This window comes from Nitrobacter vulgaris, assembly GCF_002028545.1.
GTDB lineage: Bacteria > Pseudomonadota > Alphaproteobacteria > Rhizobiales > Xanthobacteraceae > Nitrobacter > Nitrobacter vulgaris.
Genome location: NZ_MWPQ01000006.1, coordinates 55,301 through 80,625 on the forward strand (window position 1 = coordinate 55,301; position 25,325 = coordinate 80,625).

Annotated in this window: 32 protein-coding genes and 1 tRNA gene; 17 read left to right on the forward strand and 16 right to left on the reverse strand. The window is 59.9% G+C overall.

Annotated features, from left to right (window positions below):
- Positions 1 to 22: 22 nt before the first annotated feature.
- Positions 23 to 328 carry a DUF6460 domain-containing protein gene (locus B2M20_RS02855; protein WP_079445589.1) on the forward strand — a complete coding sequence of 102 codons (306 nt, stop codon included), beginning with the start codon at positions 23 to 25 and terminating at the stop codon, positions 326 to 328.
- A gap of 55 nt (positions 329 to 383) precedes the next feature.
- On the opposite strand, the gene B2M20_RS02860 is transcribed toward B2M20_RS02855, so the two are convergent.
- Positions 384 to 1,478 carry a quinone-dependent dihydroorotate dehydrogenase gene (locus B2M20_RS02860; protein ID WP_079445590.1) on the reverse strand — a complete coding sequence of 365 codons (1,095 nt, stop codon included), beginning with the start codon at positions 1,476 to 1,478 and terminating at the stop codon, positions 384 to 386.
- Positions 1,475 to 1,819, reverse strand: coding sequence for a DUF952 domain-containing protein (locus B2M20_RS02865; protein ID WP_079445591.1), 345 nt, complete (start codon positions 1,817 to 1,819; stop codon positions 1,475 to 1,477). The genes B2M20_RS02860 and B2M20_RS02865 overlap by 4 nt, the downstream gene beginning before the upstream one ends.
- Before the next feature lie 228 nt (positions 1,820 to 2,047).
- On the opposite strand from B2M20_RS02865, the gene B2M20_RS02870 reads away from it, so the two are divergent.
- Complete coding sequence (locus B2M20_RS02870; protein WP_079445623.1) at positions 2,048 to 2,674, forward strand: S24 family peptidase; 627 nt, start codon at positions 2,048 to 2,050, stop codon at positions 2,672 to 2,674.
- Between the two features lie 63 nt (positions 2,675 to 2,737).
- Here the strand turns inward: B2M20_RS02870 and acs are convergent, their stop codons facing one another.
- The 4 genes from acs to tsaD form a co-directional block, all read right to left on the reverse strand.
- Entirely contained in the window at positions 2,738 to 4,696 is a 1,959-nt protein-coding gene (gene acs, locus B2M20_RS02875; protein ID WP_079445624.1) for an acetate--CoA ligase, read from the reverse strand.
- Between the two features lie 166 nt (positions 4,697 to 4,862).
- The gene (locus B2M20_RS02880) at positions 4,863 to 5,276 is read right to left on the reverse strand and encodes an EVE domain-containing protein (RefSeq protein ID WP_079445592.1); all 414 of its coding nucleotides are present in this window, start codon (positions 5,274 to 5,276) and stop codon (positions 4,863 to 4,865) included.
- A 2-nt stretch (positions 5,277 to 5,278) separates the two neighbouring features.
- On the reverse strand, positions 5,279 to 6,259 hold the full coding sequence (locus B2M20_RS02885) for an NAD(P)H-dependent glycerol-3-phosphate dehydrogenase (RefSeq protein ID WP_079445593.1): 981 nt from the start codon (positions 6,257 to 6,259) through the stop codon (positions 5,279 to 5,281).
- Between the two features lie 13 nt (positions 6,260 to 6,272).
- Positions 6,273 to 7,346, reverse strand: a complete 1,074-nt coding sequence (gene tsaD, locus B2M20_RS02890; RefSeq protein ID WP_079445594.1) for a tRNA (adenosine(37)-N6)-threonylcarbamoyltransferase complex transferase subunit TsaD — start codon at positions 7,344 to 7,346, stop codon at positions 6,273 to 6,275.
- Between the two features lie 91 nt (positions 7,347 to 7,437).
- Between tsaD and hemC the strand changes: the two genes are divergently transcribed.
- From hemC to B2M20_RS02925, 7 genes are all read left to right on the forward strand, one after another.
- Positions 7,438 to 8,388 (forward strand): hydroxymethylbilane synthase, encoded by a 951-nt coding sequence (gene hemC / locus B2M20_RS02895; protein ID WP_079445595.1) that lies wholly within the window; start codon positions 7,438 to 7,440, stop codon positions 8,386 to 8,388.
- Positions 8,389 to 8,391: 3 nt separating this feature from the next.
- Entirely contained in the window at positions 8,392 to 9,138 is a 747-nt protein-coding gene (locus B2M20_RS02900; protein WP_079445596.1) for a uroporphyrinogen-III synthase, read from the forward strand.
- An 89-nt stretch (positions 9,139 to 9,227) separates the two neighbouring features.
- Positions 9,228 to 10,613 (forward strand): COG4223 family protein, encoded by a 1,386-nt coding sequence (locus B2M20_RS02905; RefSeq protein WP_079445625.1) that lies wholly within the window; start codon positions 9,228 to 9,230, stop codon positions 10,611 to 10,613.
- A gap of 7 nt (positions 10,614 to 10,620) precedes the next feature.
- Positions 10,621 to 12,273 carry a heme biosynthesis protein HemY gene (locus tag B2M20_RS02910; protein WP_079445597.1) on the forward strand — a complete coding sequence of 551 codons (1,653 nt, stop codon included), beginning with the start codon at positions 10,621 to 10,623 and terminating at the stop codon, positions 12,271 to 12,273.
- A 133-nt stretch (positions 12,274 to 12,406) separates the two neighbouring features.
- A tRNA-Thr gene (locus B2M20_RS02915) sits at positions 12,407 to 12,482 on the forward strand.
- A 93-nt stretch (positions 12,483 to 12,575) separates the two neighbouring features.
- Complete coding sequence (locus tag B2M20_RS02920; RefSeq protein ID WP_244553397.1) at positions 12,576 to 12,953, forward strand: DUF5334 family protein; 378 nt, start codon at positions 12,576 to 12,578, stop codon at positions 12,951 to 12,953.
- Positions 12,954 to 13,019: 66 nt separating this feature from the next.
- Positions 13,020 to 13,238, forward strand: coding sequence for a hypothetical protein (locus B2M20_RS02925; protein ID WP_079445598.1), 219 nt, complete (start codon positions 13,020 to 13,022; stop codon positions 13,236 to 13,238).
- A gap of 208 nt (positions 13,239 to 13,446) precedes the next feature.
- Here B2M20_RS02925 and B2M20_RS02935 read toward each other — a convergent pair whose 3' ends face one another.
- Both B2M20_RS02935 and B2M20_RS02940 read right to left on the reverse strand, forming a co-directional pair.
- Positions 13,447 to 14,136, reverse strand: a complete 690-nt coding sequence (locus tag B2M20_RS02935) for an SDH family Clp fold serine proteinase (protein ID WP_079445600.1) — start codon at positions 14,134 to 14,136, stop codon at positions 13,447 to 13,449.
- A gap of 377 nt (positions 14,137 to 14,513) precedes the next feature.
- Positions 14,514 to 14,759 carry a helix-turn-helix domain-containing protein gene (locus tag B2M20_RS02940; RefSeq protein ID WP_079445601.1) on the reverse strand — a complete coding sequence of 82 codons (246 nt, stop codon included), beginning with the start codon at positions 14,757 to 14,759 and terminating at the stop codon, positions 14,514 to 14,516.
- Between the two features lie 77 nt (positions 14,760 to 14,836).
- On the opposite strand from B2M20_RS02940, the gene B2M20_RS02945 reads away from it, so the two are divergent.
- The 6 genes from B2M20_RS02945 (at position 14,837) to B2M20_RS20510 (ending at position 17,060) form a co-directional block, all read left to right on the forward strand.
- On the forward strand, positions 14,837 to 15,184 hold the full coding sequence (locus tag B2M20_RS02945) for a hypothetical protein (protein ID WP_079445602.1): 348 nt from the start codon (positions 14,837 to 14,839) through the stop codon (positions 15,182 to 15,184).
- A gap of 18 nt (positions 15,185 to 15,202) precedes the next feature.
- Complete coding sequence (locus tag B2M20_RS02950; RefSeq protein WP_139372819.1) at positions 15,203 to 15,598, forward strand: hypothetical protein; 396 nt, start codon at positions 15,203 to 15,205, stop codon at positions 15,596 to 15,598.
- A 3-nt stretch (positions 15,599 to 15,601) separates the two neighbouring features.
- The gene (locus B2M20_RS02955) at positions 15,602 to 15,931 is read left to right on the forward strand and encodes a hypothetical protein (protein ID WP_079445604.1); all 330 of its coding nucleotides are present in this window, start codon (positions 15,602 to 15,604) and stop codon (positions 15,929 to 15,931) included.
- Positions 15,932 to 16,144: 213 nt separating this feature from the next.
- Positions 16,145 to 16,420 (forward strand): hypothetical protein, encoded by a 276-nt coding sequence (locus tag B2M20_RS02960; protein ID WP_079445626.1) that lies wholly within the window; start codon positions 16,145 to 16,147, stop codon positions 16,418 to 16,420.
- 119 nt (positions 16,421 to 16,539) lie between these two features.
- Complete coding sequence (locus B2M20_RS20505; protein WP_274533932.1) at positions 16,540 to 16,932, forward strand: HNH endonuclease signature motif containing protein; 393 nt, start codon at positions 16,540 to 16,542, stop codon at positions 16,930 to 16,932.
- Positions 16,929 to 17,060, forward strand: a complete 132-nt coding sequence (locus B2M20_RS20510; protein ID WP_274533931.1) for a hypothetical protein — start codon at positions 16,929 to 16,931, stop codon at positions 17,058 to 17,060. The genes B2M20_RS20505 and B2M20_RS20510 overlap by 4 nt, the downstream gene beginning before the upstream one ends.
- 574 nt (positions 17,061 to 17,634) lie before the next feature.
- On the opposite strand, the gene B2M20_RS02970 is transcribed toward B2M20_RS20510, so the two are convergent.
- The 7 genes from B2M20_RS02970 to B2M20_RS19730 all read right to left on the reverse strand — a co-directional run bounded on the left by B2M20_RS02970 (position 17,635) and on the right by B2M20_RS19730 (position 23,680).
- On the reverse strand, positions 17,635 to 18,081 hold the full coding sequence (locus B2M20_RS02970; RefSeq protein WP_079445606.1) for a DUF5681 domain-containing protein: 447 nt from the start codon (positions 18,079 to 18,081) through the stop codon (positions 17,635 to 17,637).
- A 36-nt stretch (positions 18,082 to 18,117) separates the two neighbouring features.
- Complete coding sequence (locus B2M20_RS02975; RefSeq protein ID WP_079445607.1) at positions 18,118 to 18,369, reverse strand: hypothetical protein; 252 nt, start codon at positions 18,367 to 18,369, stop codon at positions 18,118 to 18,120.
- Positions 18,370 to 18,572: 203 nt separating this feature from the next.
- Positions 18,573 to 20,570, reverse strand: coding sequence for a hypothetical protein (locus B2M20_RS02985; RefSeq protein ID WP_079445609.1), 1,998 nt, complete (start codon positions 20,568 to 20,570; stop codon positions 18,573 to 18,575).
- Positions 20,570 to 22,213: a phage tail tip lysozyme gene (locus tag B2M20_RS02990; protein WP_139372820.1), complete on the reverse strand. Its 1,644-nt coding sequence runs from the start codon at positions 22,211 to 22,213 to the stop codon at positions 20,570 to 20,572. Before B2M20_RS02990 ends, B2M20_RS02985 begins: the two co-directional genes overlap by 1 nt.
- A 164-nt stretch (positions 22,214 to 22,377) precedes the next feature.
- Positions 22,378 to 23,034, reverse strand: a complete 657-nt coding sequence (locus tag B2M20_RS02995) for a hypothetical protein (protein WP_210189117.1) — start codon at positions 23,032 to 23,034, stop codon at positions 22,378 to 22,380.
- 172 nt (positions 23,035 to 23,206) lie between these two features.
- Positions 23,207 to 23,497, reverse strand: a complete 291-nt coding sequence (locus B2M20_RS03000) for a hypothetical protein (protein ID WP_139372821.1) — start codon at positions 23,495 to 23,497, stop codon at positions 23,207 to 23,209.
- Positions 23,498 to 23,509: 12 nt separating this feature from the next.
- Positions 23,510 to 23,680 (reverse strand): ribbon-helix-helix protein, CopG family, encoded by a 171-nt coding sequence (locus B2M20_RS19730; protein ID WP_173815900.1) that lies wholly within the window; start codon positions 23,678 to 23,680, stop codon positions 23,510 to 23,512.
- 272 nt (positions 23,681 to 23,952) lie between these two features.
- On the opposite strand from B2M20_RS19730, the gene B2M20_RS19390 reads away from it, so the two are divergent.
- Positions 23,953 to 24,105 (forward strand): hypothetical protein, encoded by a 153-nt coding sequence (locus tag B2M20_RS19390; protein ID WP_158081489.1) that lies wholly within the window; start codon positions 23,953 to 23,955, stop codon positions 24,103 to 24,105.
- 595 nt (positions 24,106 to 24,700) lie between these two features.
- A complete protein-coding gene (locus B2M20_RS03005) occupies positions 24,701 to 24,907 on the forward strand; it encodes a hypothetical protein (protein WP_079445613.1) in 207 nt (68 codons plus the stop codon).
- A gap of 148 nt (positions 24,908 to 25,055) precedes the next feature.
- Here B2M20_RS03005 and B2M20_RS03010 read toward each other — a convergent pair whose 3' ends face one another.
- Positions 25,056 to 25,244, reverse strand: a complete 189-nt coding sequence (locus B2M20_RS03010; protein ID WP_139372822.1) for a hypothetical protein — start codon at positions 25,242 to 25,244, stop codon at positions 25,056 to 25,058.
- Positions 25,245 to 25,325 lie beyond the last annotated feature (81 nt).

Sequence of the window (25,325 nt, forward strand, 5' to 3'; positions counted from 1 at the left end):
TTGTCCCCGCGGGAGAGCCTCAATGCCGAACGACGACACCCGGAACTTGCGGGCCAGCCCCGACAGCCTGTCGCGTTTCCTGGGCGGCTCGCCGCTGGCGGTTGCGTTTCGTCTGATTTTGCTATCGACGCTGGTCGGCGTCATGCTCGCGGCGATCGGCTTCGATCCCTGGAATATCGTGCAAAGCATTCGCCTGCTGGTTGAACGCGTCTGGGACCTCGGCTTTGATGCGATCAATGGATTGTGGCGCTACTTCCTGCTGGGTGCTGTCATCGTGATTCCGGTCTGGCTGCTGTCGCGCGTGTTCGGCACGCCGCGCGGGCGTTAGAGCATGATCCCAAAAGTTTCCGGCTCAGATCGTCTCGATCAAACGGCCGGTTAGTCTAGGTCGGCCAGTCTTCCGCCGTAATGTCCGCGGCGTCAGTGCCGATGACGTCCGATAGCGAGTCGCGCCCGGTCCGCAGCAACGTCGAGGTCAGATCGTTCTTGATATCGTCGATCAGTCCGAGACCCTTGTAGACCAGGGATGAATAAAGCTGGATCAAGGTGGCGCCGGCGCGAATCTTGGTCAGTGCGGCGCCGCCTGAGTCAATGCCGCCGACGCCGACAAGCGGAAATGCGCCTTCCGCCCGCACATAGGTTTCCGCCACCATTCGGGTCGACAGCCGGAACAGCGGCCGCCCCGACAACCCGCCCTGTTCTTTCGCGCGCGATTGATCGCGCAGGGTCGAGGGCCGCGCCAAGGTGGTGTTGCCGACGATCATACCGTCGGCACGGCGTGAGCGTGCGATGTGAACGACGTCGTCGAGCTCCGCCAGCGTCAGGTCGGGCGCGATCTTGAGCAGCACCGGCGTGTCGCCGGCATTTTGTCGGACACGCTCGCGGGCGTCGATCACCTTCGCCAGCAACTCGTCGAGCGCCGCCGCCTGTTGCAAGTTGCGCAGGCCGGGGGTGTTGGGCGACGACACGTTCACGGTGAAGTAGCTTGCCACCGGGGCAAAGATTTCGATCAGCCTGACATAGTCGGCGATGCGGTTGGCCGAGTCCTTGTTGGCGCCGATGTTGACTCCAACGATGCCGCCGGAATGCGCGCGGGCCGCGAGCCGGCGAAGCACGATGTGGGCGCCGTCGTTGTTGAATCCCATGCGGTTGATGACGCCCTCGTCGCGTTCAAGCCGGAAGACGCGGGGGCGCGGATTACCGGGCTGTGCTCTCGGCGTCACCGAACCGATCTCCACGAAGCCGAATCCGAGTTTCAGCAGTGCGTCCGGAACCTCGGCGCTCTTGTCAAAGCCGGCGGCCAGGCCGATCGGGTTAGGAAAATTCAGGCCGAAGGCGCGAACCGCGAGCTTCGGGTCGTCGGCGCGCTGGCGGATCGGCGGCAGGAGCCGCAATCCCTGTATCGCCATGCGATGCGCGTCTTCGGGATCGAACCAGCGCAACAGCGGCAGCGAGAAGTTGTCGAAGGCGCGTATCACGGCGCGAGCTCCGGAATATCGTGATATCCGTCCGGTCGCGCGGGCATGTCCAACACTGTTGTGACATGGCGCAGATCGAGCTCGCCATAGAGATGCGGAAACGGTTCGCCGCCGCGCGAGATTTCCCAGCGCAGCGCAGCGCCCAGCGCATCGGCATCGATCGCGATCAGGAGCAGATCGGTTTGGCCAATGAAGTGCTTGCGGGCCGTGCCTTCGAGCTGGGACGCGGTGGAAAAATGGATGAACCCGTCACGGGAATCGTCGGCGCTGCCGCGAAAAACGCCGTGCCGCTCGGCCTCCCGCCAGGCCGAAGCAGGACAGATTTTGTAGATCGTGCGCACGCGTGTTCCGAGCCCGTCGTTGCGCTCTCATGATACCGAAAAGCGCATAACCCCGTTACCGCTCGCTTAAATTGTAGCGGATCCTGCGTGACCGTATCGGTGGCTCGCTCGCACTTCAAGAGCCGCATTTTATCCTCGGCGCAATTGCAGGCTCGCGCCGGTTGAGGTAATAATTCCTAATCTTTGACAGAATTCACCGCCGCGGAAATCAGGACGCGCCACATGGTCATGCTGACACACGCCCAGATATGGACCGCGCTGGATCGTCTTGCTGAGCGCGCCGGCCTATCGCCGTCTGGCCTTGCGAGAAAGGCAGGGCTCGACCCGACCACCTTCAACAAATCGAAACGCATCACCGGCGACGGGCGCGAGCGGTGGCCTTCGACCGAGTCGGTGGCCAAAGCGCTTGCCGCGACCGACACCGCCATCGACACCTTCGTGCAGTTCATTGAAGATTCGGCACGCGCCGCGCAGGCCGTGCCGTTGCTCGGTTTCGCCGAGGCCGGCGCCGGCGGCTATTTCGACGACGGCGGCTTTCCTGTCGGCAAGGGTTGGGACGAGGTGGGTCTGCCTTCCGTCCAAGACGAACACGCCTATGCGCTGGAGATTTCCGGCGACTCAATGAAGCCCGCTTATCGCGACGGCGATGTCATCGTGGTCTCGCCGGGGACGCCGATCCGGCGTGGCGATCGCGTGGTGGTGAAGACGAGGGACGGCGAGGTGATGGTGAAAGAACTCAAACGCCGGACCGCGAAGATGATTGAATTGCAATCGCTCAATCCAAGCCACGCCAACCGCACGCTGCCCGCTTCCGATGTGGAATGGATCGCGCGAATCGTGTGGGCGAGCCAATGACCACTTCGTCCTCCCCGCAACCACGGGGAGGGGGCATGTTGCGGTTGCGGCAGTTTAATCGACCTACGCTGCCGCGCCGTCCTTTTTGTTCTGACGATTCTTGACGAGATCGTCGACCACGGCAGGATCGGCGAGCGTCGTGGTGTCGCCGAGGCTGGACGGCTCATCCTCGGCAATCTTGCGCAGAATGCGGCGCATGATCTTGCCGGAACGGGTTTTCGGCAGGCCCGGCGCAAACTGGATCAGGTCGGGCGAAGCGATCGGGCCGATGTCCTTGCGCACCCACGCGACCAGTTCCTTGCGCAGCGTCTCACTCGGCTCGACGCCCTTCATCAGAGTGACGTAAGCGTAGATGCCCTGGCCCTTGATGTTGTGGGGATAGCCGACCACGGCGGCCTCCGACACACTCTCATGCGCGACCAGCGAGCTTTCGACTTCCGCTGTGCCCATGCGATGGCCGGAGACGTTAATGACGTCATCGACGCGGCCGGTGATCCAGTAATAGCCGTCGGCGTCGCGGCGGCAGCCATCGCCGGAGAAGTACTTGCCCTTGTAGGAGGAGAAGTAGGTCTGCTCGAAGCGGGCGTGATCGCCATAGACCGTGCGCACCTGGGCCGGCCAGGATCTCGCGATGCACAGGTTGCCGCTGCACTCGCCTTCCAGAACTTTGCCGTCGGCATCGACGATCTCGGGGACGATTCCGAAGAACGGCTTGGTCGCGGAGCCGGGTTTCTGCGCGATTGCGCCCGGCAGGGCCGAGATCATGATGCCGCCGGTTTCGGTTTGCCACCAGGTATCAACCACCGGGCAGCGATTGTCGCCGACCACGCGGTGGTACCATTCCCAGGCTTCAGGATTGATCGGCTCTCCGACCGAGCCGAGCAGGCGCAGGCTTGCGCGCGAGGTTTTCTTCACCGGTTCGTCGCCCGCCTGCATCAAGGCGCGGATCGCGGTCGGGGCGGTGTAGAAGATGTTGACCTTGTGCTTGTCGATCACATTCCAGAACCGGGACGTGTCCGGATAGTTCGGCACGCCCTCGAACATCATCGTGGTCGCGCCGTTCGCCAGCGGCCCGTAGAGAATGTAGCTATGGCCGGTGACCCAGCCGACGTCGGCTGTGCACCAGTAGATGTCGCCGTCGTGATAATCGAACACGTACTGGTGCGTCATCGCCACGAAGATCAGATAGCCGGCGGTGGTGTGCAGTACGCCCTTGGGCTGTCCGGTCGAGCCCGAGGTGTAGAGAATGAACAGCGGGTCTTCCGCGTTCATCGGCTCGCACGGGCATTCACTTTCGACCACGGCGGCAGCTTCATGATACCAGACGTCGCGCGTTGGGTTCATGTTGACCTGGCCACCGGTACGCTTGACGACGATCACCCAGTCGACTTCGCCGTTGACCTTCTCGATCGCGGTATCGACGTTGGCCTTCATCGCGATGGTGCGGCCGCCGCGCAGGCCCTCGTCGGACGTGATGATGACGCGAGATTTGCAATCGCGCAGGCGGCCTGCGATTGAATCGGGCGAGAAGCCGCCGAACACCACCGAATGGATCGCGCCTATTCGCGCGCAGGCAAGAATCGCGTAGGCTGCTTCCGGAATCATCGGCAGGTAGATGGTGACGCGGTCGCCCTTCTCGACGTTGCGCAGCCGCAGGATATTGGCCATCTTGCAGACTTCGTCGTGCAGTTCGCGATAGGTAATGTGTCGGGACTGCGAGGGATCGTCGCCTTCCCAGATGATCGCGGTCTGGTCGCCGCGTTTTTCCAGATGCCGGTCGATGCAGTTGTAGGCGGCGTTGAGCACGCCGTCCTCGAACCATTTGATCGAGACCTTGCCGAGTTCGAACGAGGTATTCTCGACCTTGGTGAACGGCTTGATCCAGTCCACGCGCTTAGCCGCCTCGGACCAGAATCCGTTCGGATCCTTGATCGAGCGTGCGTACATCTCCCGATATTTGGCGTCGTCGATCCAGGCCCGCTTGGCCCAATCCGCGCTTACGTCATAAATCTTGTCGGACATGTTTTTGCTCCACCGCAGGACCCTGGCCCGGAACCAGGCAGGTCCATCTTCACCGTTGCGACGATTATGCGTCGCGGCTTGGTACGGCGACAAGCCGTCAGGTTGAATTCTCATTCAACTGTGTTGAGTCCAGAATCCAGCCTGGAGCACCTGGCGTCACCCGCCTTTATAGCCCGCCCAACTTGCAGACCAGTTTCCATTCCGCCGGCGTGACCGGCTGCACCGAAAGGCGGGAGTATTTGACCAGCGCCATGTCGGCCAGGCGCTTGTCGGCCTTGACGGCGGCGATCGTCACCGGCGTGTTCAGCGGCTTGTCCGCCTTGATGTCGACGCAGACGAACTTGCCGGTCTTGTCGGTGGGGTCAGGATAGGCCTCGCGGATGATTTCGGCGATGCCGACAATCTCCTTACCTTCATTGGAATGATAGAAGAACGCCATGTCACCTTTTTTCATGGCGACAAGGTTCTGCCGCGCCGTGAAGTTGCGCACCCCGGTCCAGGCTTCGCCCTTGGCGCCCTTCGCCACCTGCTGCTCCCACGACCAAGCCGAAGGCTCTGATTTCACCAGCCAGTACGCCATCGCTATCCCTCCGCCCGGAACGGTCGCGTCAGCAGATTGTCGATGGCGCCATCGATCGTCAATCGGCCGGCGAGAATAGCCGCGACCGCCTGTGCGACCGGCATCTCCACGTCGTGGGCGGTCGCCAGCTCGAGCAGCGCCGGCGCGGTGAGCGCGCCTTCGCTGAGTTTGTCGCACGGCGCTTGCTCGCCGCGCCCCAGCGCGATACCGAGCGAGAAATTGCGCGACTGGGGGCTCGAACAGGTGAGGATGAGATCGCCGAGGCCGGACAGGCCGGCAAGCGTTTCGCTGCGTCCGCCGCACGCGCAACCGAGGCGGACCAGCTCGCTGAACCCGCGCGTGGTCAGCGCCGCTAGCGCCGACGCTCCGAGTTGTTTACCGACGACGATTCCGGCCGCGATCGCCAGGACGTTTTTGGCAGCGCCGCCGATCTCGACGCCGCGTACGTCCGTCGTATGATAGGGACGGAAGGCGGCCGAGCCGAGCGCGTGAACCAGCGCGACCGCCAACGCATCGTCTTTCGCCGCCAGCGTCACGGCTGTCGGCAGCCCCCTTGCCACGTCGTCGGCAAAACTCGGTCCGGACAGGATCGCGGGGACGGCATGGGGCGCGGCCTCTTCGATCACCTCGGTCATGAAGCGCCGCGTGCCATGCTCGATGCCTTTGGCGCTGGCGATTACGGGCGTCCCGGAGGGGAGATGCGGGGCCAGTGCGGCGATCGCCGCGCGCGAGTTTTGCGCTGGCACCGCGATCACGACGATGTCGGCGCGGCCGGCGGCGGCGATGTCATGCGACACGATGATGCTGCGGTCGAGCGGAATGCCAGGCAGGCGCGGATTGTCCCGTGTTGCCGAGATCTTGGCTGCGATCGCCGCATCGCGTGCATGCAGCGTCACTTGCCGTCCAGCGCGCGCGGCGGCGCCGGCCAGCGCCGTGCCCCAGGCGCCGGCGCCGATGACCGAAACACGGTTGAGAGATCTCATCGCGACAACGCCTTCAAAATCCGGCGCGGGTATTGGCGAAGCCTGCCGGCGCCTGCGCGCTGGCATCGAGCAGCCAGCGGGCGCGCGGAGGAGTTTCAAGCGTGTCGGTCAAACCCGCTGCCAGGCGTTCGGCACCGGCCCATGCGATCATCGCGCCATTATCGGTGCAAAGCGCGGGCGGGGGGATGATGAGCACGGTTTGTGCCTTGGCGGCGACGCTCTCGAGCGCAGCGCGGATCGCCTGATTGGCGGCGACGCCACCGGCGGCGACCAGTGCGCGCGGCATACCGAACCGCTGTTGAAACAGCTTGAGGCCGACGCCAAGCCTGTCCGCTGTCGCTTCCAGTACGGCGGCCTGAAATCCGGCGCAGAGATCGCTGATGTCTTGTGGCTCCAAGGGATTGATTCGACCGATCTCGTTACGCACGGCCGTCTTCAGCCCGGAGAGTGAGAAATTGGCGTCGGGACGCCCGAGCATCGGCCGCGGAAAATTGAACCGCGTCGCATCACCGCTCGCCGCGGCGTGTTCGACCTGCGGGCCGCCGGGGTAGGGCAGGCCAAGCATCTTCGCAACCTTGTCGAAGGCTTCGCCCATAGCATCATCGACCGTGGTGCCGAGCCGCACATAGTTGCCGACGCCGAGCACCGCGACAATCTGGGTATGCCCGCCGGAGGCGAGGAACAGGCAATAGGGAAATTCCAGCGCGTCGGTCAGCCGCGGCGTTAGCGCGTGGGCTTCGAGATGGTTGACCGCGATCAGCGGCGTGCGATGAACGAGGGCGATCGCCTTGGCCGTGGTCAGCCCCACGATGACGCCGCCGATCAGGCCCGGACCGGCTGCGGCCGCGACCCCCGACAGCCGCGGGAATCCGACGCCTGATTCCTTCATCGCGCTGGCGACGATGCCGTCGAGCAGTTCGACATGGGCGCGGGCCGCGATTTCGGGAACCACGCCGCCATAGGGGGCATGTTCTCCGGTCTGGGACCGTACGATATTGGAAAGAATCCGCGCGCTGCCGTCCGCCTGGCGTTCGACCACGGCGGCTGCGGTTTCATCGCAGGTGGTCTCGATTCCCAGCACCAGCATCGGCGTGTTGTACCTAGACTAGATATGGCCCTTGCGCTATCGGGCAAACCAGCGTTTCCCTTTCCTTGGCGTAGCATTATGAGGTCTTGGCGTGCAATCCTCGGATGAGACAGACATTCTGGCAACGATCGGCACCCGGGGCAGCCCACTGGCGCAGGCGCAGGCCCATGAGGTGCGCGACCGGCTGGCGCGGGCGCATCAGGTGGCGCCCGAGCGGATCGCCATCAAGACCATCCGCACCTCGGGCGACGCCATTCAGGATCGGCCGCTGTTCGATGTCGGCGGCAAGGGACTTTTTACCAAGGAAATTGAGGAAGCCCTGCTCGCCGGCAGCATCGACTTTGCGGTGCATTCGTCCAAGGATGTGCCGACATTTCTGCCCGATGAGACCTGGTTGCCTGCATTTCTGCCGCGCGAGGACGTGCGCGACGTCTTCATCAGTCCACGCGCAGCGTCTTTGGACGATCTTCCGGCGGGTTCGACCGTCGGGACCGCGTCGCTCCGGCGGCAGGCCATGGTGCTGCGGTTACGCCCCGACCTGAAGGTCAATACACTGCGCGGCAATGTCGAGACCCGATTGCGCAAGCTTGACGCCGGGGAGGCCGACGCCACATTGTTGGCGCTGGCCGGTTTGAATCGGCTCGGATTACAGGACAAGGCGACGCGCATTCTCGAGACAGAGGAATTCCTGCCGGCGGTCGGGCAGGGCGCTATCGCGATCGAATCGCGCCGTGACGACGATCGCATCAACGCGTTTGTGAAGGCCATCGGCGACTCTGAAACGGAAGTGGCGCTGAGCGCCGAGCGCAGTTTTCTGGCTTTGCTCGATGGCTCCTGCCGTACGCCGATCGGCGGTCATTGTCGGGTGAACGGCGACCGCATTCACTTCCGCGGTCTCATCATTTCTCCTGATGGCACGGAATCCTATGAAACCGTGCGTGAGGGGATACGTGCGGATGCGGTCGCGCTTGGGGCGGACGCCGCGCATGAACTGCGCGAGCGCGCTGGCGAAAAGTTCTTCACCCTGTTCGCCGGAGCGTGAGGCGTGGCGGTTCTCGTCACACGGCCTGAACCGGACAATGAAACCACGGCGGCGGCGCTCCGTGCGATGGGGCGCGAAGTTTTGTTGTCGCCGGTGTTGCGCCTCGAGCCGATTGCTTTTGAAATCGAGCAGGATGCAAATTATGGCGCGGTCGTCGTGACCAGCGCTAACGCACTGCGCGCGCTCGCCGTTCATCCGGGAAGGGAATCGCTGCTGAAACTGGCCGTTTTCGCGGTCGGCGATCATACCGCCAACGCCGCGCGCCAGGCGGGTTTTCAGGATGTGGTGGCGGCAGGCGGAGATGCCGCGGCGTTGTGCGAACTCATTGTGGAGCGTGTCCGCGCGAAACGTCTGACAAAGGGCACCAGGATTCTTTATCTCGCTGCGGCTGATCGCTCATGCGATCTCGCCGGGAAGCTCGAAGGGCACGGTTTAACTGTCGTGACGACAACATGTTACCGGATGGTGCCGGTGGCGAGCCTGTCTCGCGAGGTTTGTGACGCGTTTGCTTCGCATCGGATATCGGCGGTGCTGCATTATTCTCGCCGCAGCGCCCGCGCGTTCCTGGATGGCGTCCGCATCGGCGGCGTCGAAATATCGGCTTTGGCGGTCCCACAATGTTGCATTTCTGGCGCCGTTGCCGCGATTCTGCGGGATGCCGGCGCCTCCCATGTAGCGGAGGCGAGCGCCCCGGCCGAAGAAGCTGTACTGGAGGCGCTGGATTGTGCGTTGCGGTCGCTATCGCAGTAAGACGTGCGTTACGCAGATAATCGGGGTAAATAGGGGGAGGGGTTTGGAATCTGATACTCGATGTGTCGCTGCAATGGGGAACCGTGACGATGGCAGATGACAAGCATAACGACGCCTCCCAGGAGGGAAATTCACGCCCGCTTTCCGCAGGCGATGAAACCACTGAAATCGCCGAGACGGCAGAGCATGCCGCCCCAACGGACGCGGGTGAAGCAGGCGATCAACAGGCCGGGCGCTGGCCGTCCATCTCGGTCGCAAATGACACGCAAGATGACACTCATCAGGATCGAGGCTGGCAGGATCAGTCGTCGACCGAAGACCTTGAGGCCAACCGTATTTCCGGGACCTCGGACGATGCCGGTTCCGCTTCGGGTGAAGCGGCTGATCATCAGCCTCTCGGCGAGCAGCCGGTTTCTCCGCGTTCTCCGTCCCGGGCGTCGTCGGCACTGATCGCCGCCTTTACAGGCGCTGTCGCCGCCGGGCTTGTGGTAGGCGGTGCGTGGCTGGCGGACTGGCCACCGTCATCCTCCGCCTCATCCTCTGCGTCGCAAGTGAGTTCGGCGGAATTCGGCGCTCTCGCGAATCGGGTGGCTCGGGTCGAATCGACGGCGAGCAAGCCGGCCGCTTCGTCGCTCGATCAGGCCGCGGCGACGCGCATCGACAACTTGGACAAATCGGTCGCATCCTTGCGCGAGGAATTGACAACGTTGCGCGGGGAGCTGGCAACGGTTCGCGGCCAATCCGACAAACTGGCGGCCGCGCTGAAGGACGGATCGCCCGTGCCGCAGCACGATGCCGATGGGTCATCTGATCTTGCTCCATCTGATCTTGCGGCTATCAGTGCGCGACTCGCGCAGACCGAGCAACAGGTCGAGCAGACGACGCAAGCCCTTACCGCGGAGATCGCCAAGCGCGGCGCGGAGACGACCAAGCATGACACGGCTCCGATCAGTGACGGACCGCTTCGTCAGGCCGTTGCCGCGACGCTCCTGAATGTCGCGGTGCGCCAAGGCCAGCCTTATGGCGATTTGCTTGCGGCATCCAAGACGCTGATCTCCGATCCGGATACGTTCAAACCGCTGGAGACGTTCGCAGATTCCGGAGTGCCGAGCGCGAATGTGCTGTGTCGCGAACTTCTTGCGATCGTTCCGAAACTCGAGCCGTCGCCGGTCAAAATCTCCGCCAACGATATCGTGAACCGGTTGCAAGAAAGCGCCGTGCGTCTGGTGCACATTGAGCGTGTGGATGCGCCGCCGGCCGGAGAATCCGCCAGCGCCGTCGTCGCACGAATCAAGGCGGCCGCCCGACAAAACGATGTCGCCTCTGCGAGAAAAGAATTGAATACACTTCCGCCGACCGATCGTACCGCCGCCGAGCCCTGGATCGCCAAGGTCGACGCCCGCGATGCTGCTCTTGCCACCGCGCGTCAATTCGCTTCCGATGCGATGGCGGCATTGGCCAAACCGGCGCCATAGGTTCCAGATGTTTCGTATCATCCTGTTTCTCGTTCTTATTGCCCTCTCTGCATTGGGCGCCACCTGGATTGCTGATCAGACCGGCACGATCGTGATGTCGTGGGACGTCTGGCGGATCGAAACGACGCTACCGGTGTTCGCACTCGGGCTGGGCCTGCTGGTCGTTGCCTCGCTCTTGGTCTGGAGCGCGGTGCGAGGATTGTGGTACGCGCCAACACGTCTCCGCCGCGTGCGCCGGGAGCGCCGGACTGCGCGCGGCAGGGACGCCATTACGCGTGGATTGCTCGCGATCGGTTATGGCGATGCCGCCGCCGCACGCAATCATGCCAAGGTTGCCCGGCGTCTAGTGTCGCAGGACCCCTTGGCGTTGCTCTTGCATGCCCAGGCCGCGCAACTTGACGGCAACGCGGATCGCGCGCAGCGCGCCTTTCGCACCATGGCCGAGCGCGCGGATACGCGGCTATTGGGCTTGCGAGGGCTTTTCATCGAAGCTCAGCGTGCCGGCGATCCGGCGGCGGCAGTGGCGATCGCGGAAGAAGCGCTTAAAACTTCGCCATCTTCGATATGGGCTTCACAAGCCGCGCTCGGCTTTCGTTGCGCCAGGGGCGACTGGGCTGGTGCGCTCGCCATCCTCGACAGAAACGTCGCGTCAGGTCGTATCGACAAGGCGCTGTATCGCCGTCAGCGTGGTGTGCTGCTCACGGCGAGGGCGTTGGAGTTCGAAAAGTCCGATCGCGATTTGTCGCGCCAGAATGTGATGGAGGCGGTGAAGTTCGCGCCGACGCTGGTGCCGGCCGTGGTGCTCGCAAGCAAGTATCTGAGCGAAGCGAACCAGATGCGGCGCGCGATGCGGATCATCGAAATCGCGTGGCTGGCACAGCCGCATCCCGATCTCGCCGATGCCTATGCCCATGTGATGCCGGGAGATTCCGCGCTGCTGCGGTTGGCGCGGGTGGAGAAACTATCGGAAAAAGCGCCTGGTCATCCGGAAAGCGCGCTGGCGATCGCGCGTGCGGCGCTCGATGCCAGCGAGTTCGCTCGGGCTCGCGATGCTCTGGAGCCGCTGATCGCAGCGCCGACGCAACGCGTTGCGATGTTGATGGCCGAAATTGAGCATAGAGAGCATGGCGATAGCGGGCGCGCCCGCGCCTGGACGTTGCGAGCCGTACGCGCCCTGCACGATCCGGTCTGGACCGCAGACGGGTACGTGTCTGACCACTGGCGTCCGGTTTCGCCGGTAACCGGGCGGGTTGACGCGTTTCAGTGGCAGACTCCTTTGGCGGCGCTGCCTTCGAGCAGGCCTCCCTTGGTCGAGGCGGAAGTTTCGGACCAGATCGTGGCAGATACGCCCCGCGTCGAAGCCTTGCCCGCCGCCGAGGACTCCAAAGCTCAGGACGTCGCAATACCACCGGTTGATGTCGAAGCTGCATCGTCTGGAATTATTGCTATGCCGGACGAGACTGCGACATCACTGACCCATCACACGCAATCCGAGGAAGACAAGGCCGGCGCTGTTCCCGACGTGATCCCGATCGTTCGCGCTCCGGACGATCCGGGGGTCGATGACAGTTCCCAAAACGATGGGTTTGTTGAAGACGATCCCGCAGCTGCGCGACAGGCCGGAGGGCTGCGGGGGCTCCTGTCACGCCGGGGTAGCTGAATGCGGCCGGGCGGCGATTTTTACCGGCGGCGCAGCGGCCGGGTTCTTGCCAAGGGGGATGGTGCCCGATATCAGAGGTCCCGCGCCTCGGGCTGTGGCCTGGGGGCCGCATGCACGGCATGTATGAAGGATAGCCGCTTTAGCTCAGTTGGTAGAGCACATCATTCGTAATGATGGGGTCGCGTGTTCGAGTCACGCAAGCGGCACCAGCCATATAATTGAAAATGCTAGCTAAATTTGTGAGGCGCGGTTGCCGGCCGCGCTGCTGCTTTCGCCAAGGAACCCCCGAGGAACCACGCGAAATGAAACAAGCGGGCATTTCAGCCTTCCGCATACGAAAGCTCAGTCAAATCATGCCGAAAGCACTTATTGCCGCCTTTGCACTATTGGCTACATGCAGCCTTGCGATTGCTTGGGACGGCACTAACACCAACACTGGCTCAAGCGTCGAAATCGATCGCGGCCAACTGGTACGCTCCGGCGAAACAATTGAGGTTTACGACAGTAGCGAAGGCTCAAAAACCTACGATGTGGATAGCATTAGCCGCAGCGGCGGTACTGTTGAGATCGAGGCAACTGACACTGCTACGGGTGAAAGCACGACGCTTAAATGGATGACAACTAGGAGCTTCGCCCGGGAGGGTGCTTCAGGATCTCAAAAAATAAAACCTGGACCCTGAGCGACCTAAAGTCCCTGTGCTATATTCTCGCATTATCTCCACATCCATTTTAGGGAACGAGATGACGTGATCAACAGCAAGACGGCTATCGAGCTACAGGGGATCGCGGCCCTCGGTGGAAGCTTGGAAGTCGACGGCAGTCGATATACGGCTCTGGAATTACAAGGTATCGCCGCTTTGCTGTGGCCAAATGCGTATTTGAAAGTTCACAATTCAGCATCGAAAACGGCGATGGAGATGCAAGATATTGCCTCGATAAAACCAGGACAGGTTGTTTTCGCTTAGGCGCCAACGGTCCAATTCGCGCCCGTCGCATTCTGAATGACTTTAATTGCGCTCGTGCGCGCGAATGTGGCCACAAACGCGTGATGCACACTCAATATGTCCTCCTGGAGAGATTGATCATCCTCAATCGCCGTAACGTTGAGGCCTATCTCTCGGCACTTGTCGAGTAGGAAATGGTGCGAGTGTTCAGTGGTGCCCTCGTAGTCCATCAAACATTCAGTGACGCTTTTGGCCTTCTCTGCCGTTCTGCCTCTGATGCAAACATGTTTGTCTCAAGCCATTCCGCAACCATGCGGCGGGTCCCTTCCACCGACCGCTCGCAATCCGCAATGAATGCCGGCGGATATTTGCTAAATACCTGCTGCCAGACGATCTGTTTAAGAGGCTCGGCTTTCATTTCTTTGATCGCGCGATCGACTTCGGCCAACACACCCATGGCGGGATGGCCTCGCACCTGAGGATCGGTGGGCCCAAGGCAAGAATGCTTCCCGAGTAAGATTTCACGGCTGGCGCAAGCGATCATTGTGCCTGCGGACATCGCCATGTGCGGCACGATCACTCGGATGTTCTTTCCGAACATCTTGTACAAGTATTCGACTAGGGCCCTTGCCGCTTCGATACCTCCACCAGGAGTATGAAGAACAAGATCTAGTCCACGGTTTCGATCGACACCATGCACTACGGCCATCAAGCCGTTCATGTCTAAGTCGGTGATCGCTGTTTCAGGATGAGGCAGGCCGTTCGGTGCCTTCGATTGAAGGAAGCCTGAATAGTAAGCGATGACCGCGCGATGGACGCGGTCTTCTAAAGCCCGAAGGTATTTCTGCCTGACTTGATCCGCAGCGTTCGGCTGGCCGATGCCATCAATCTCGACGTTGATCTCGTTCCAGGTGGGCATCGTCCTGCACAGTATATGAGCGAACGGTTATCGGGGTAAATTCACCGTATCCGGAAAACCCACCCGAAAACCCTGCAATTTCAACGGACAAAGATGAATCAAGAGCTACTGACGACACACCAATGGCTACACCCGCTTCTCGCAGTGCTCCCTCGCGGCCATTCATGGCTTGCTCCAATGTAAGCAGAATTGTTGTTCGCGTAACACGCACTGATTCGGCGGTCAAATTACCGATTCGCAGAGGGACAAGCCTCCTGTGGATCTACTAGTTCCAACTTGACCCGAATCCGTTAGCAGCCTGTTAACCATAATGCCCCCGCGAGTTCTTTTGCCTCCTCGCTCCGCGACCGCGCACCCGCAAGTGTCATTGGCCGACCTCATTTTTTCCCTCTCTTCCTCATCCTCACACCCGCCCCACCACCATTTTCCGCGATGAACTCGACGCCGGCCTTTTCGAGGGCGGCGCGCACCCTCTCCTTGGCGTCCTCTGACACAGCGAGCCCGCCGGCCTCCCGTTCCATTCGTTTGATGGTCGGAAGTGATAGCCCAGCCTTGCCTGCTAGATCTGTCTGTGACCATCCCAACAGACCGCGGGCGGCTCGTATCTGCTCAATCAAAATCACCGATAATTCCTCTTGATCCTTTTTGGATCATGTGTATGATCCATTTTGTATCATAGAGAAATCGGCGAGACAATCCCATGACCACGAAAGGCACCATCACGGTGAACGGCGGAGCTATGCCCAAATTCAATCGCAAGGCCATCATGGCACGTGCGTGGGCCCTCTTTCGAGAGACCTACAAGTATCCGGCAATCAAGTTTTCCATCATCGGCTGGAAGTGTTTCGGATGGGCGCTCCGGACAGCGTGGGCTGAGGCTCGCGAAGCCGCGCGTGTTGCCGCCATCCCGGCCGACGTAAAGGCGGCCCGTATCGCCGTTCTGACCCGCACCATTGAACTGGCTTCGTATAGCGAAAGTTGGCCGGAAGTTTCCCGGACAGTCAGCGCCGCTCGCGCAGAGATCATCCTTCTTTCCAACCAGCACTAGCATCGGAGGCTATCACCCATGTCTCAGACTGAGATCATTCCCAACGTAACAAGACGAGGCGTTCTGTCAGGCGCGATTGCTACTGCTGTTCTGCCTGCGATGGCGGTTGCGCAATCGGACGACACGATTCAGACATTGTCTGAAGCGTTCGAAGCGGCGTGGGCTGCCTCGGATGAATTTTATCGCAACGTCCCGACCGGCTCTACGAACGAGGACTACGAGAGGATGTTCAGGCCGGTCTCCGATCTGGCAAGGCGCATCGCCGATATGAAGATGACAACGCTTGAGGGATTGAAGCTCAAAGCTCGCGCGCTGCAATGGTGCAACGAAGAGTTTGACTTCATGGATGGCAAGACGACGGACGAGCGGCTTGCTTACGGCTTGGTCCAAGACCTGCTGAACCTAGGGGGCTAAATCATGCCACAGGCTGCAAAGGTATTACCATTTCCCAGTAAGAAGCTCACGTTCAAAGCTGAACGGATCAACTGTAAGGCGGTCATCAATCGGTACAATGAGAACCGAGTCTATATTGCGATGGCCTTGCAGCTTCTTAGAAAATCACCTTCTCAATTAAAGAATGGCATTAATAACGTCGCCATTGATGGTTCTGGTGCCGGATTGCCGGCTGATACCGTGGAACGACTGACGTCTGATTTCGATAGAATCGCGGAAGACTGCGAAAACATTGCGGAACTCCTTCGCTCTGTTTCTGCGCGGATGACCGCTGTCAGACTTGGATTTGCATAACTCCTGAAATCCCCTTGGCCAAAGGAAGAGCGACAACCAGAGCCCTCATTGGGCCTCGGTTTAGCGAATGCGAGCTTGCTAGGCGGCTGGGCGCGTAAGCGCCCAAACGCATTCTGTGGAGGTATATCGAGGATTGAGAGAGTTCCGATCGCATCGGTCTATCGGGAAGCCATGCCGTATCACTTGATGCATTCTCCGCATCGGAGAAACAGCATGACCAAGAACAGACTCTCTGACCTCAATGACCATCTTTTCGCGCAGATTGAGCGCCTTGCAGATGAGGACAATACTCCCGAGAAAATCGATCAAGAGCATAAGCGCGCCGAAGCGATGGTTGGCGTGGCGGATCAAATCCTACGCACCGCAGCGGTGCAGTTACAGGCGGCGAAACTCGTGTCGGATCACGACGGCGCCGATCCTCGCCCGTATCTGTCAATGATGGAGAAGCCGGCGGCCGACACGGCGCTTAAGTTAGTGGCGGAAAAATGAAGCGGCCGTACGAAAAGAAAGTTTACAGCGAAGAAGAGATGAAATTCTTGGAGCGGCATAGCAATATGTCACGCCGAAAGCTTCATTCCCTTTTTGTCACCAAATTCAATCGAAGTGACATGTCGGTATTCAACATAAAGGATTTGTGTCGCCGTAAAAAGTGGGGTTGTGCCCCACGTTGCCCTGTTGGGACGCAGAGAATCTACAGCGGATACATACACGAGCGAATAGACCGGTCTAAGTATCCGAGCTATCGCGGCTCCAACTTCGCACGGAAGCATGTATGGCTATGGGAATTAAAGAACGGACCAGTCCCAAAGGGTCACATGTTGAAATGTCTCGACGGGAACAAGCTCAACACCGATCCCGATAATTGGGTTCTTGTGCAGATAGGCATCATTTCAAGACTGTCTCGTCGCAACTATGACGATGCCCCCGCCGAGCTCAAGCAGACGATTATGGCTGTCGCCGAACTCGAACACCAACTTCATCGCACGCGAGGAGGGTCATGAGACTACTGTCTTTCGCATTGACCACCCCGCAATTCCTCGACGGCTCCAAGGACGTGACCCGGCGCATGGGCTGGCGTCGAAACAAACGGTTTGATGCTTCCCGCTTCGAACAGATGCCGACAGGATAGGATGTTATTAAGAAACTATCCGGCGTGATTCTAAAGGCCTGATTTGTTCTTCAGGAACGGAACAAGTCGAAAGCGGGAACGAATACCCATCTTTCACAACGCGGTAGAAATCATGCTTCAAATGAAGGCGATGAGTGTCGGTGCGTTGAAGCGCTCATCGCAAAAAAAACCCGCCACCAGGATCAACCGGCAGCGGGTCTTGTACGCACGAATACTGGCCCTCTCGGGTTAAGTTTAGATTCTCAGAATCGGGTGAATGTTAAGTTAAGGCGGGTCTCACGCCTATTACCCACTGCAAGCCGGATTTCCTGTTGCGCATCTGTATATTCAGGCGCCTTTGGCCTGACGTTAGATCAGATATCTGCCCTTAGCCCCGCAGCAAGCGCTGCCGCTCGTTGTTCGCTGCTACTGGGAATAATGGTCGGACGGTAGATCGAAAGCATACGCATTGCCTCCTGGTCACCATGGAATACCGCGCGGTCAGTAAGGCACTTACGTTGCTCCGACGACAGACCCGATCTCCCCCGGAAAGTCCTTTTCGATTCAAGCTTCTGTAGGCGCCTGCCTAGATCGCTCATTGCGCGGTCATCCTTTCCAAGCGCTCTAGGCGCTCGACAATCTCGGAGGCCTCGAAAGCCTTCACGTAACTATCCATGATCTTTGATATCTCGCCGGCATCGGCAGGAGTCAGTTCACCAGCAGCAACGGCTTCTAAAACTGCTGAGAGGGTTGTGGCTGCATCCTGGGCGCTCCTGATCTGAGGGAAATCGAATGTTACCGGTCGATCCTTCCGTGGTGGAAGAATGCGGTCCATACACAGGCGCAGCGCCGCCATATCACCCGCCAACGCCAACTCCACCGCCTTGTTCGTCAACGCCTCGGCTTGACCGTCCAGCAGGATTTCGAGCGTCACCGTCGTTGCGTTGCGCGATCCCTTCGGCCTCCCAGCGGGATTGCCGGAGTGCCCCTTTCCGAAAGGCCTTCCCCGCTGTTTTCCCGCTGTATCATCAGCGCCGGGCATCAATTCACTCCTCCCAGCGACGCATTCTCTTTCATGTCACTTCTTGTCCATCACGTAGAGAATTTGGGGTTTGGCAGTGGAGCGTTTCTCGCTGGCCTCGGCTTCACATAAGGTGCGCAGAAGGACTATCGTGTTGGCTGGATTGTCTGGCTCGATGCTGTTTGCCTTCAATAGGTCGGTCACCTCGGCGTCAGTGGCTCCGCCTCGCACAACGATGTATTTCCCCGCGAGGTATGGAGCATTGATCCGCTGCTCCAACTTGGAGAGTCTGTGTCGGGATGTTACCATTCCTCACCTCTGCCACATGATTGCGGACAATCCGCGCATGAACGGATACTCAAGGCTTATGCAAATCCTCGATAAGAACTGGCCCTGGCAATTCCTGGCCGCGTTTTTGTTCATTGGTGTGATGGCGGGTCTCAAGTTCATGATGACCGGATTCAACCAGGACTTCGGCTGGGGCTTTGGAATCGGAGCCTTGACGGGATTGTTCATCGCGCTAGCAGGCGTTGGTTGGCGACGGGGGGAGATGACGCGAGAAGAAGTCTTGCCACCTCCCGAGCGGCGTTATTGATCGGGTCGAGTGACTGACGGCGGCGCGCGGTATCCATCAACGATTGAACAATCTGATCACGCGCCGATCCCTGAGCTACTGCGAGCCGTCCTAAGTCCTTGGCAAACCGCGCTGCCCTCTCCTCCGCATTTGATCCAAGCGCCTTCTGCCCCGCCTTCTGAGCACCCCGAAGAATAAGCCCCGCAATGGTCGTGTCTGTCGGGATTTGGCTTGGCGTAGACGCATGGTCTAAAAAGTCACCGAACCTGCTAGCCATTGCCGTATCAGACCCTGACGTAACCCGGTTGTTTGTCCGGTAGAATGCTGTCTCACGGTCAACTGCATTCAAAACGTCGTCGGCTTGTGGCCCAAACAGTGTTCGGAGTCTGTCTCTATTCCAGTCGCCCTCCGATTTAACGAGGCGCTGCAAGGCAGCCGGATCGTTTGCATTGGTCCCGACAACGCGATCAAGCTCAGCCCGCGCTCCCTGACGCATCCGTAATGGTGCAGCCGATGGCCCCACCATCCGTCCTTGCGGCAACGCCCCCTGCTGTACCTCTTGCGCCAATTCTTGAGGCCGTGGAGCGGTTCTCTCGCTATCTAGTACCTGCTGTCCTCTCCCTAGCGCATCGCGCTGGCGGGCCAACTCAGCGAATTGAGCGTCCACATCCTTAATACCGGGGACGGCTTGTCCCAGCATGTCGTCGACTCGCTGCCGGTATCCTGAAAGCGTCCTGATGACTTGCGGGTTGGTCTCGCCGGCTAGCATCCCGTCAATAGCTTGCCGGGTCTGGAATAGCGTTCCTGGATTAGGATCGAGATTTCCAGGTGCACCGTGAATATCGAGCATCCCGCGCACCTGTTGCGCCGCTCGCTGAGCAGGACCACGCATGTTGATAGCGTCGGCTTCGATTGCATGAGCCAGCGGCTCGGTATCGACTGCTCTCGCGCCCCGAAATACCTCACCGTATTGCGGGCCAAGGTCACGCTGTCCCGCAACAATGCCAGCTTCGACCTGAGAAGGGACAGGTGGCGCGCCTATCGCAATGTCCATGTCCGCGCGTAACCGCGTGTTCTTCGCCGCATCGCGCGTCAATAATGGAACTGCGATTTCGTCCCGCATCCCCGGCTGAGAAGCCGCGCCTCGTGCAACACCCATCCATTCGGGCGATACGTCAGCTAGCATGGCTTGCGGGCCGAGGCGGTCAAGATCAGCGCGTAATGCCGCCTGTCGCGCCGGGTCACCTACAGTCTCCAAAGCATAGTTGGCGGCTGGCCGGGGGAGAGCTGAAAGAGCGCCAGTCGGTTTGCTGAGACCGCCAACACGGTCGGCTATTGTCGCTGAGACTTTGCCGGCCCCGGAAGCAATAGCCGGAGAAAACCCGCCGACCAAAGCGCCAGTTAGGCCACCAATCCCTGTTGAGTTTAGATCACCCCCACTCCGTACTGCCGCGTCTGCCCCACCGACGGTGCCGCCCGATAGCATCGAAGCCATCGATCGGGCAGCCATAGAGCCACCACCACCACCGAATGCCGCTGGCGCAGCCATCATTGCAGGGGCGACGCCCGCGACTCCCCCCGCTATTTGTGCAGCGGTATCAACAACCGGATGCTTCGCAGAAAAATCCCGGTCCATGCCTTGCTGCTGGCGCAAGGACTCAGCGCGCCTTTCGGAAAAGGTAGCACCCTTAAGTTGGTTCTCCTCCGAGAACAGCGGGTTCAGAAGAGGAGCCAATGCCGCGTTGGTCGCAGCATTCATCTGGTTCAGCGCGCCGCCAATGATAGGCACACCGGTTGCGGCGGATCGAACGACATTATTGACTGAGAGCTCACCCTGACCGCCACTCGCCGTCGGCGTGACCGTAGGCTCGACGTATTTTGACCAAGGACCCGCTTTGTCTGGTTCCGATTGATACCTCTCCCATGGGCCGGCCATTACTGCACCTTCTCCCATGACGCTTGATTGGCCGGATCACCGCCCTTGAAGCGATGCCCGTCAACAATGTCGCCAACAAGCGGGACATCGCCCTTTCCACCAAGGCCAGTCAGCATCTGACGCATCGCCGGCGTCATGATACTGTGGCGATTCAACTCGCTTAGACGCTTCTCGGCATCGTTACGGCTGATCTGGTTCTGGCTGTACTGACTGATGATGTCGGCGCGCTCGATATTTATCGCAGACTTCGCCTTCATCATTTCAGAAATGGCGACATTCGCTTCCGGCTTATTGCGAAGCGCCGGCAATGACCGCAACATGCCATCATATTCAATGTCCGACGTGGATCCAGAACCTGGCGCGCGCATAGTCGGAGCAACCCGCTTGACGATAGCGTTGAAAGCATCGCCGGCGGATGAGACGCCAGGGAACATCTCAGCGAGGCGACCGGTCAACGGGCCTTGCGGGGCCACCTTGATCAACTCGTCAAGCATCTGCAAATCTTGCACCTGCCCAGCCGAGACGTGACCCGCTTCCTGCCACGCGGTCCAGTTTTTCGCCGTCCCCTCATCCAGCTTCTTACGCAACTCGCCGTCCGGGGCTTGTGCCCCAACCTGTATCGGGACGGAGGTCGCGCCAGCTTTCTTGCGTGATATATCCCACTGGCCAAACGGCATGGGCTGCCGGCCCGCTCTGCTTTCCTGATCAGCATAGAAGTTATATGCGGCGACTTCGCTTGGCGCATTCGCTGACGGCTTAAGAACAGTTACCTTCCCAAGCGCGTCGCGCTGTACCAAATTTCCCTGCTCATCCAGAGTCGGGGCAGATAGCGGCGTCAACTTGTTTCGCTCGTCCTGAATTTTCATCTGGTACAGCGGGTCATTCGTTTTTGTCTGCGCTTCAAGCTGGTTCTGAAACAGCAATGCGCCGATCCTGCGATCCTCAGGAGAGACGTACGGACTCGATACCAATTCGAGGATAGCGGGATGGATCGCGGGACGCGTCGCTGCCGCGTCCTGCCCAGGTATGGCGTAGCCCTGTGTCGGCTGAGCATTTGCAGGAAGGGCCGCAGGATCAGACGAACCGGCATATTGCGCAACCCGCCTGTTCAGGTTTTCAGGCGACGGGCGAAGAAAGTTTCTTGCGATGGCAACTGCCGCTTCTTGCGGTGTCTTAGCTGACATAAACGACGCGGCAGACCCAGCCTCCGATCCATTCAATTCCTTGAGCAAGAAATCCAATTGAGTATCTACGTCTCCAACCGGACGGCCCGTTGCCTGTGCGAAATGCTCTAGCTCTACTCTGCGAGGCCCCGTCCACTGAGCCAGCCCAAACCCGCCACGTGATCCCGGCGCAAGGGGTTTTGCCTCGTTAAGACCAGGGTTAAAGCCGCTTTCATCGCGGAAGTTCATTATGAACCCGTCCGCAACAGGAACCGGGACGCCGCGCTTGATTAGGCCCTCACGAATGGCATCAGCACCAGGCATATTAGCCGGAGATGATCCAGCAGGCACAGCACTGACGGCAGGAGTGACAACTGGCGTTGTGGTCTGCCCCCCAATATTACCGAGTGCGCGGGCCACAAGGTCGTGAGAGTACGTAGCGTTAGATCGCGAAGCTGTATCAGCCTGACCACTTTCCATCCCGCCTAACAAAGCCTGAGCAACCCTCGACGCGCCCTGCCATGGCGAAGCGATCGGGGAATAGTCCATCCCGCTTGCCATCAAGGATGCAGCCACCTTGCGCTGCTGAGCGATTTCCTCGGGCGTCATACGTGCGCCGCCGGGACCCCAAATAAAATCGGCCATCACCGCCGCCCCTTCAACAATGGCAGTCCGTATTGTGCCGCACCGCCAAGTAGAGCGCCGCCTAACGAAAACATCCCACCCATTCCAGCCTGATAGTTCCGGGACTCGTTCTGGAAGTTCTGGTTCACCAACCCGCTGTAATCGACGCCTGCCACCTGAGACTGTGGGGTGCTGGTAAAAGATTGGTTCGGCTGCGTGATCTGCGATCCGGATAGTAGCGCGGTCGTCTCATTGATCGGATTTGCCCGAGTAAACGCCGCCTCTTGGAATGCCTGCCCTCTCCCGTTGAGCGCAAGCTGGTTCATCTGGTCATTGTTGGCCTGATCCATCCGCTTCATTTCAGCCGCATAAGCCGCCGTACCGGGACGAAGGCCACGGTTGATCAACTGACGATCCAGAGCGGCGCGGGCCTGCTCTTGCTGCGGAAGGATGCGAGACGACGCTAGGTCATAGGCCCAATCAGCCGCATCCTGATTATCGAACTTGAACGGCGTTGCGAGCATGGAGCTGAGCCGAGCAGACTGATCCTGAGCTAACCCAGCGAGATTACCTTGAGCCGCCTGCGTCTTGTCGAAAATGGCTTGCTGAGAAGGCGAGAGTGTTTGCGTCGCGGTAAATTGCGGGGCCGTGATCTGCTTACCGCTCGGATCAGTCATGGTCGTAGAACCAGTCTGATTATACGCCAAAGAACCATACGGTGTGTTCTGCCCGACCATGTTCATGGCCTGCTGCTGCTGAGCCGTGAAGCTGTTCCACGATCCTTGAGCGGCTGCGGTCTGTGCCGGGTCCGGAGCGCTTGGAGCCTGCTTTCCCATTGGATACTACTCCTTAATTCAAGCTGCCGGCATGCGCGGCTGCCGCCAGCCGTCGAAGAAATCCAGCTTCTAAAAATTCACACCGCCCGCCTGTAACTATCGAGTAGAGACAGAGCGACAGGAGTTCGAAACTTTGATGCCGCTTGGCATAAGAAAGGGCCTGATTGGCAAGCGCCTCTCCCGTGACGAAATCAACCCGATCGTCACCACTCCGCTGCACCGCAAAGAAGTTTGCGTTTTCCAAATCCACAAATGCCGGGAGATCATTCGGTGGTTCGAGCATTGGCTCTTGATGAGTGTTCATGTCGCTCTCCACTCACACGACCGCCAAGAGCGACGGCTCAATGCCGTCTGCCCTTAGCCGATCAATCACGGAGCGGCGGACGTATTCAGATTTACTTTGAAATTCGCGCTTCGCAGCGGCGTCGATCGCTTCCGAGAGCGATTCCGGTGCCCGAAACTGCAGAAGCTTAGTGTGACGTTCCATGACGTATCCGGTGCTGATGTCATGCGGATCACAGTACGAGGCGCGTGAGGAACAGCTACCTACGTTCTGAGAAGATGGAATAAGCCTGATGAATTTTGAAGATATGGCGCCGGGGGCTGCCGCTGTCACGTCACGGGCACTCGATAGTCTGCGGCGAGCTAATGCATCCCCGGGAGCGTTCAAGCGCTTTTGAGCCGGCTGCGTGCACTAGTGAACAGAATTTCATCGTTCGGATATGCGATGATGCTTTATTACCGCGCGGGAGCAACGCCATGCCGAGACGCCGGTTTAAGGAAATCCTGCCTTCTTACGCTGCGCCTCCTAAAGAAGGCGTGCCTTCTCCCGGCCCCGCCGAAAGCCAAGCGGACTTGGACGCCCTGATCGTCAAGTGGGTGTCGTCGCCGGGCCTCCAGCCGCCGAAATAGCGCTGGCGCGAAACTCTCAGCGCGACGATTCTCGCGGAGACAACCGCCGGTCTTCAAATCGCGCATTACGAGGAACTGTGAATAACGGCGACCGTTAGCCTCATCATCGCCCGACCCCGGCAGTTATCGGTGACTGAGAGCAGCGCGCGCTCCCGCCTCAAGTGGAGCCAGCAATGTGCGGGAAGTGCGACACTCTGCGCCGGGAGATAGCTCTCGCACGAGGCCTCTTAGCTGATCTCACGGACCCGAGCAGCATCGCACTCGTTAAGGCAGACATCGAGCTTCTCGAAGAGAGTCTTTTCGCGGTGATAGCGAAGCACCATTCCGGCGCGACGTAGGCTCGCTCCCCCGGAGGGCCCTAGCACGGTCTCGCAGCTTTTTGCCCCCAAAGCCCCCGCGGGACCGTGCACCCCAAGGCCGGGCTCAGGAAGAATCAAATTAAGTCACAACGATGAATGAGAGCTTTCCGGTCCGCAGCTCAAGATTCCATGCCGTCTGCCGCGCATAGCTGGTAAGGTCATCCATCATCGCCCCTTTCGAGGCATCCGCCGATGACTGGGAGCAGCGCGAGCTTCCGCCTCTCACGGAGCGCGCCATGTGCAGCGAATGCGACGAACTGCGCCGAAAGATTGCCGTCAACCGCGGGCTTTCGATCGGACTCAATGACCCGGATAGCATCAGCGTCAATAAAGCCGAACTTGCAGCGCTCGAAAACCAGATGGATGTGCTGTTCGGAGAGCACCTCGAAGCGGCTCGGCCCTCAAGCCAGAAAGCCCTCGATAAAAAGCCGATGGTGCAGTAGTTTTTGGCGAATTGAGCGCTAGCCCCAAGTTTACCTCTAAGGCCTAAAGGTCGTCACAACAGCACTTCCGTGCTCGTCGGCCTACTGCCCTTTAGGCTTGCGGCGATGGCGGTTCGCGCCAGCTGGGCTATTCACACCCGGCGGAAACTCAGTTCGGGCTCATCAGGAAGTCCCTGTACTGGCGGTCCCTGCCCTTCATATGCCTTAGCAAGGCCTGGCGTCGCTGCTCGGGCATGCCGGGGCCGTGCTCTATGAAGGCCTGCACCGTCTTCTTAAATTCCTGGGCCCGCGGCTCCGATTCCTTCGTCAGGTCGCCATACTGCTGATTCCGGAGCAAGCCGCCCACCTATTCCAGGATGATGCCGCCCACCTGTTCCGATTAATTGTCGCCCAGCATTCCGATTAATCCTCGCCCAGC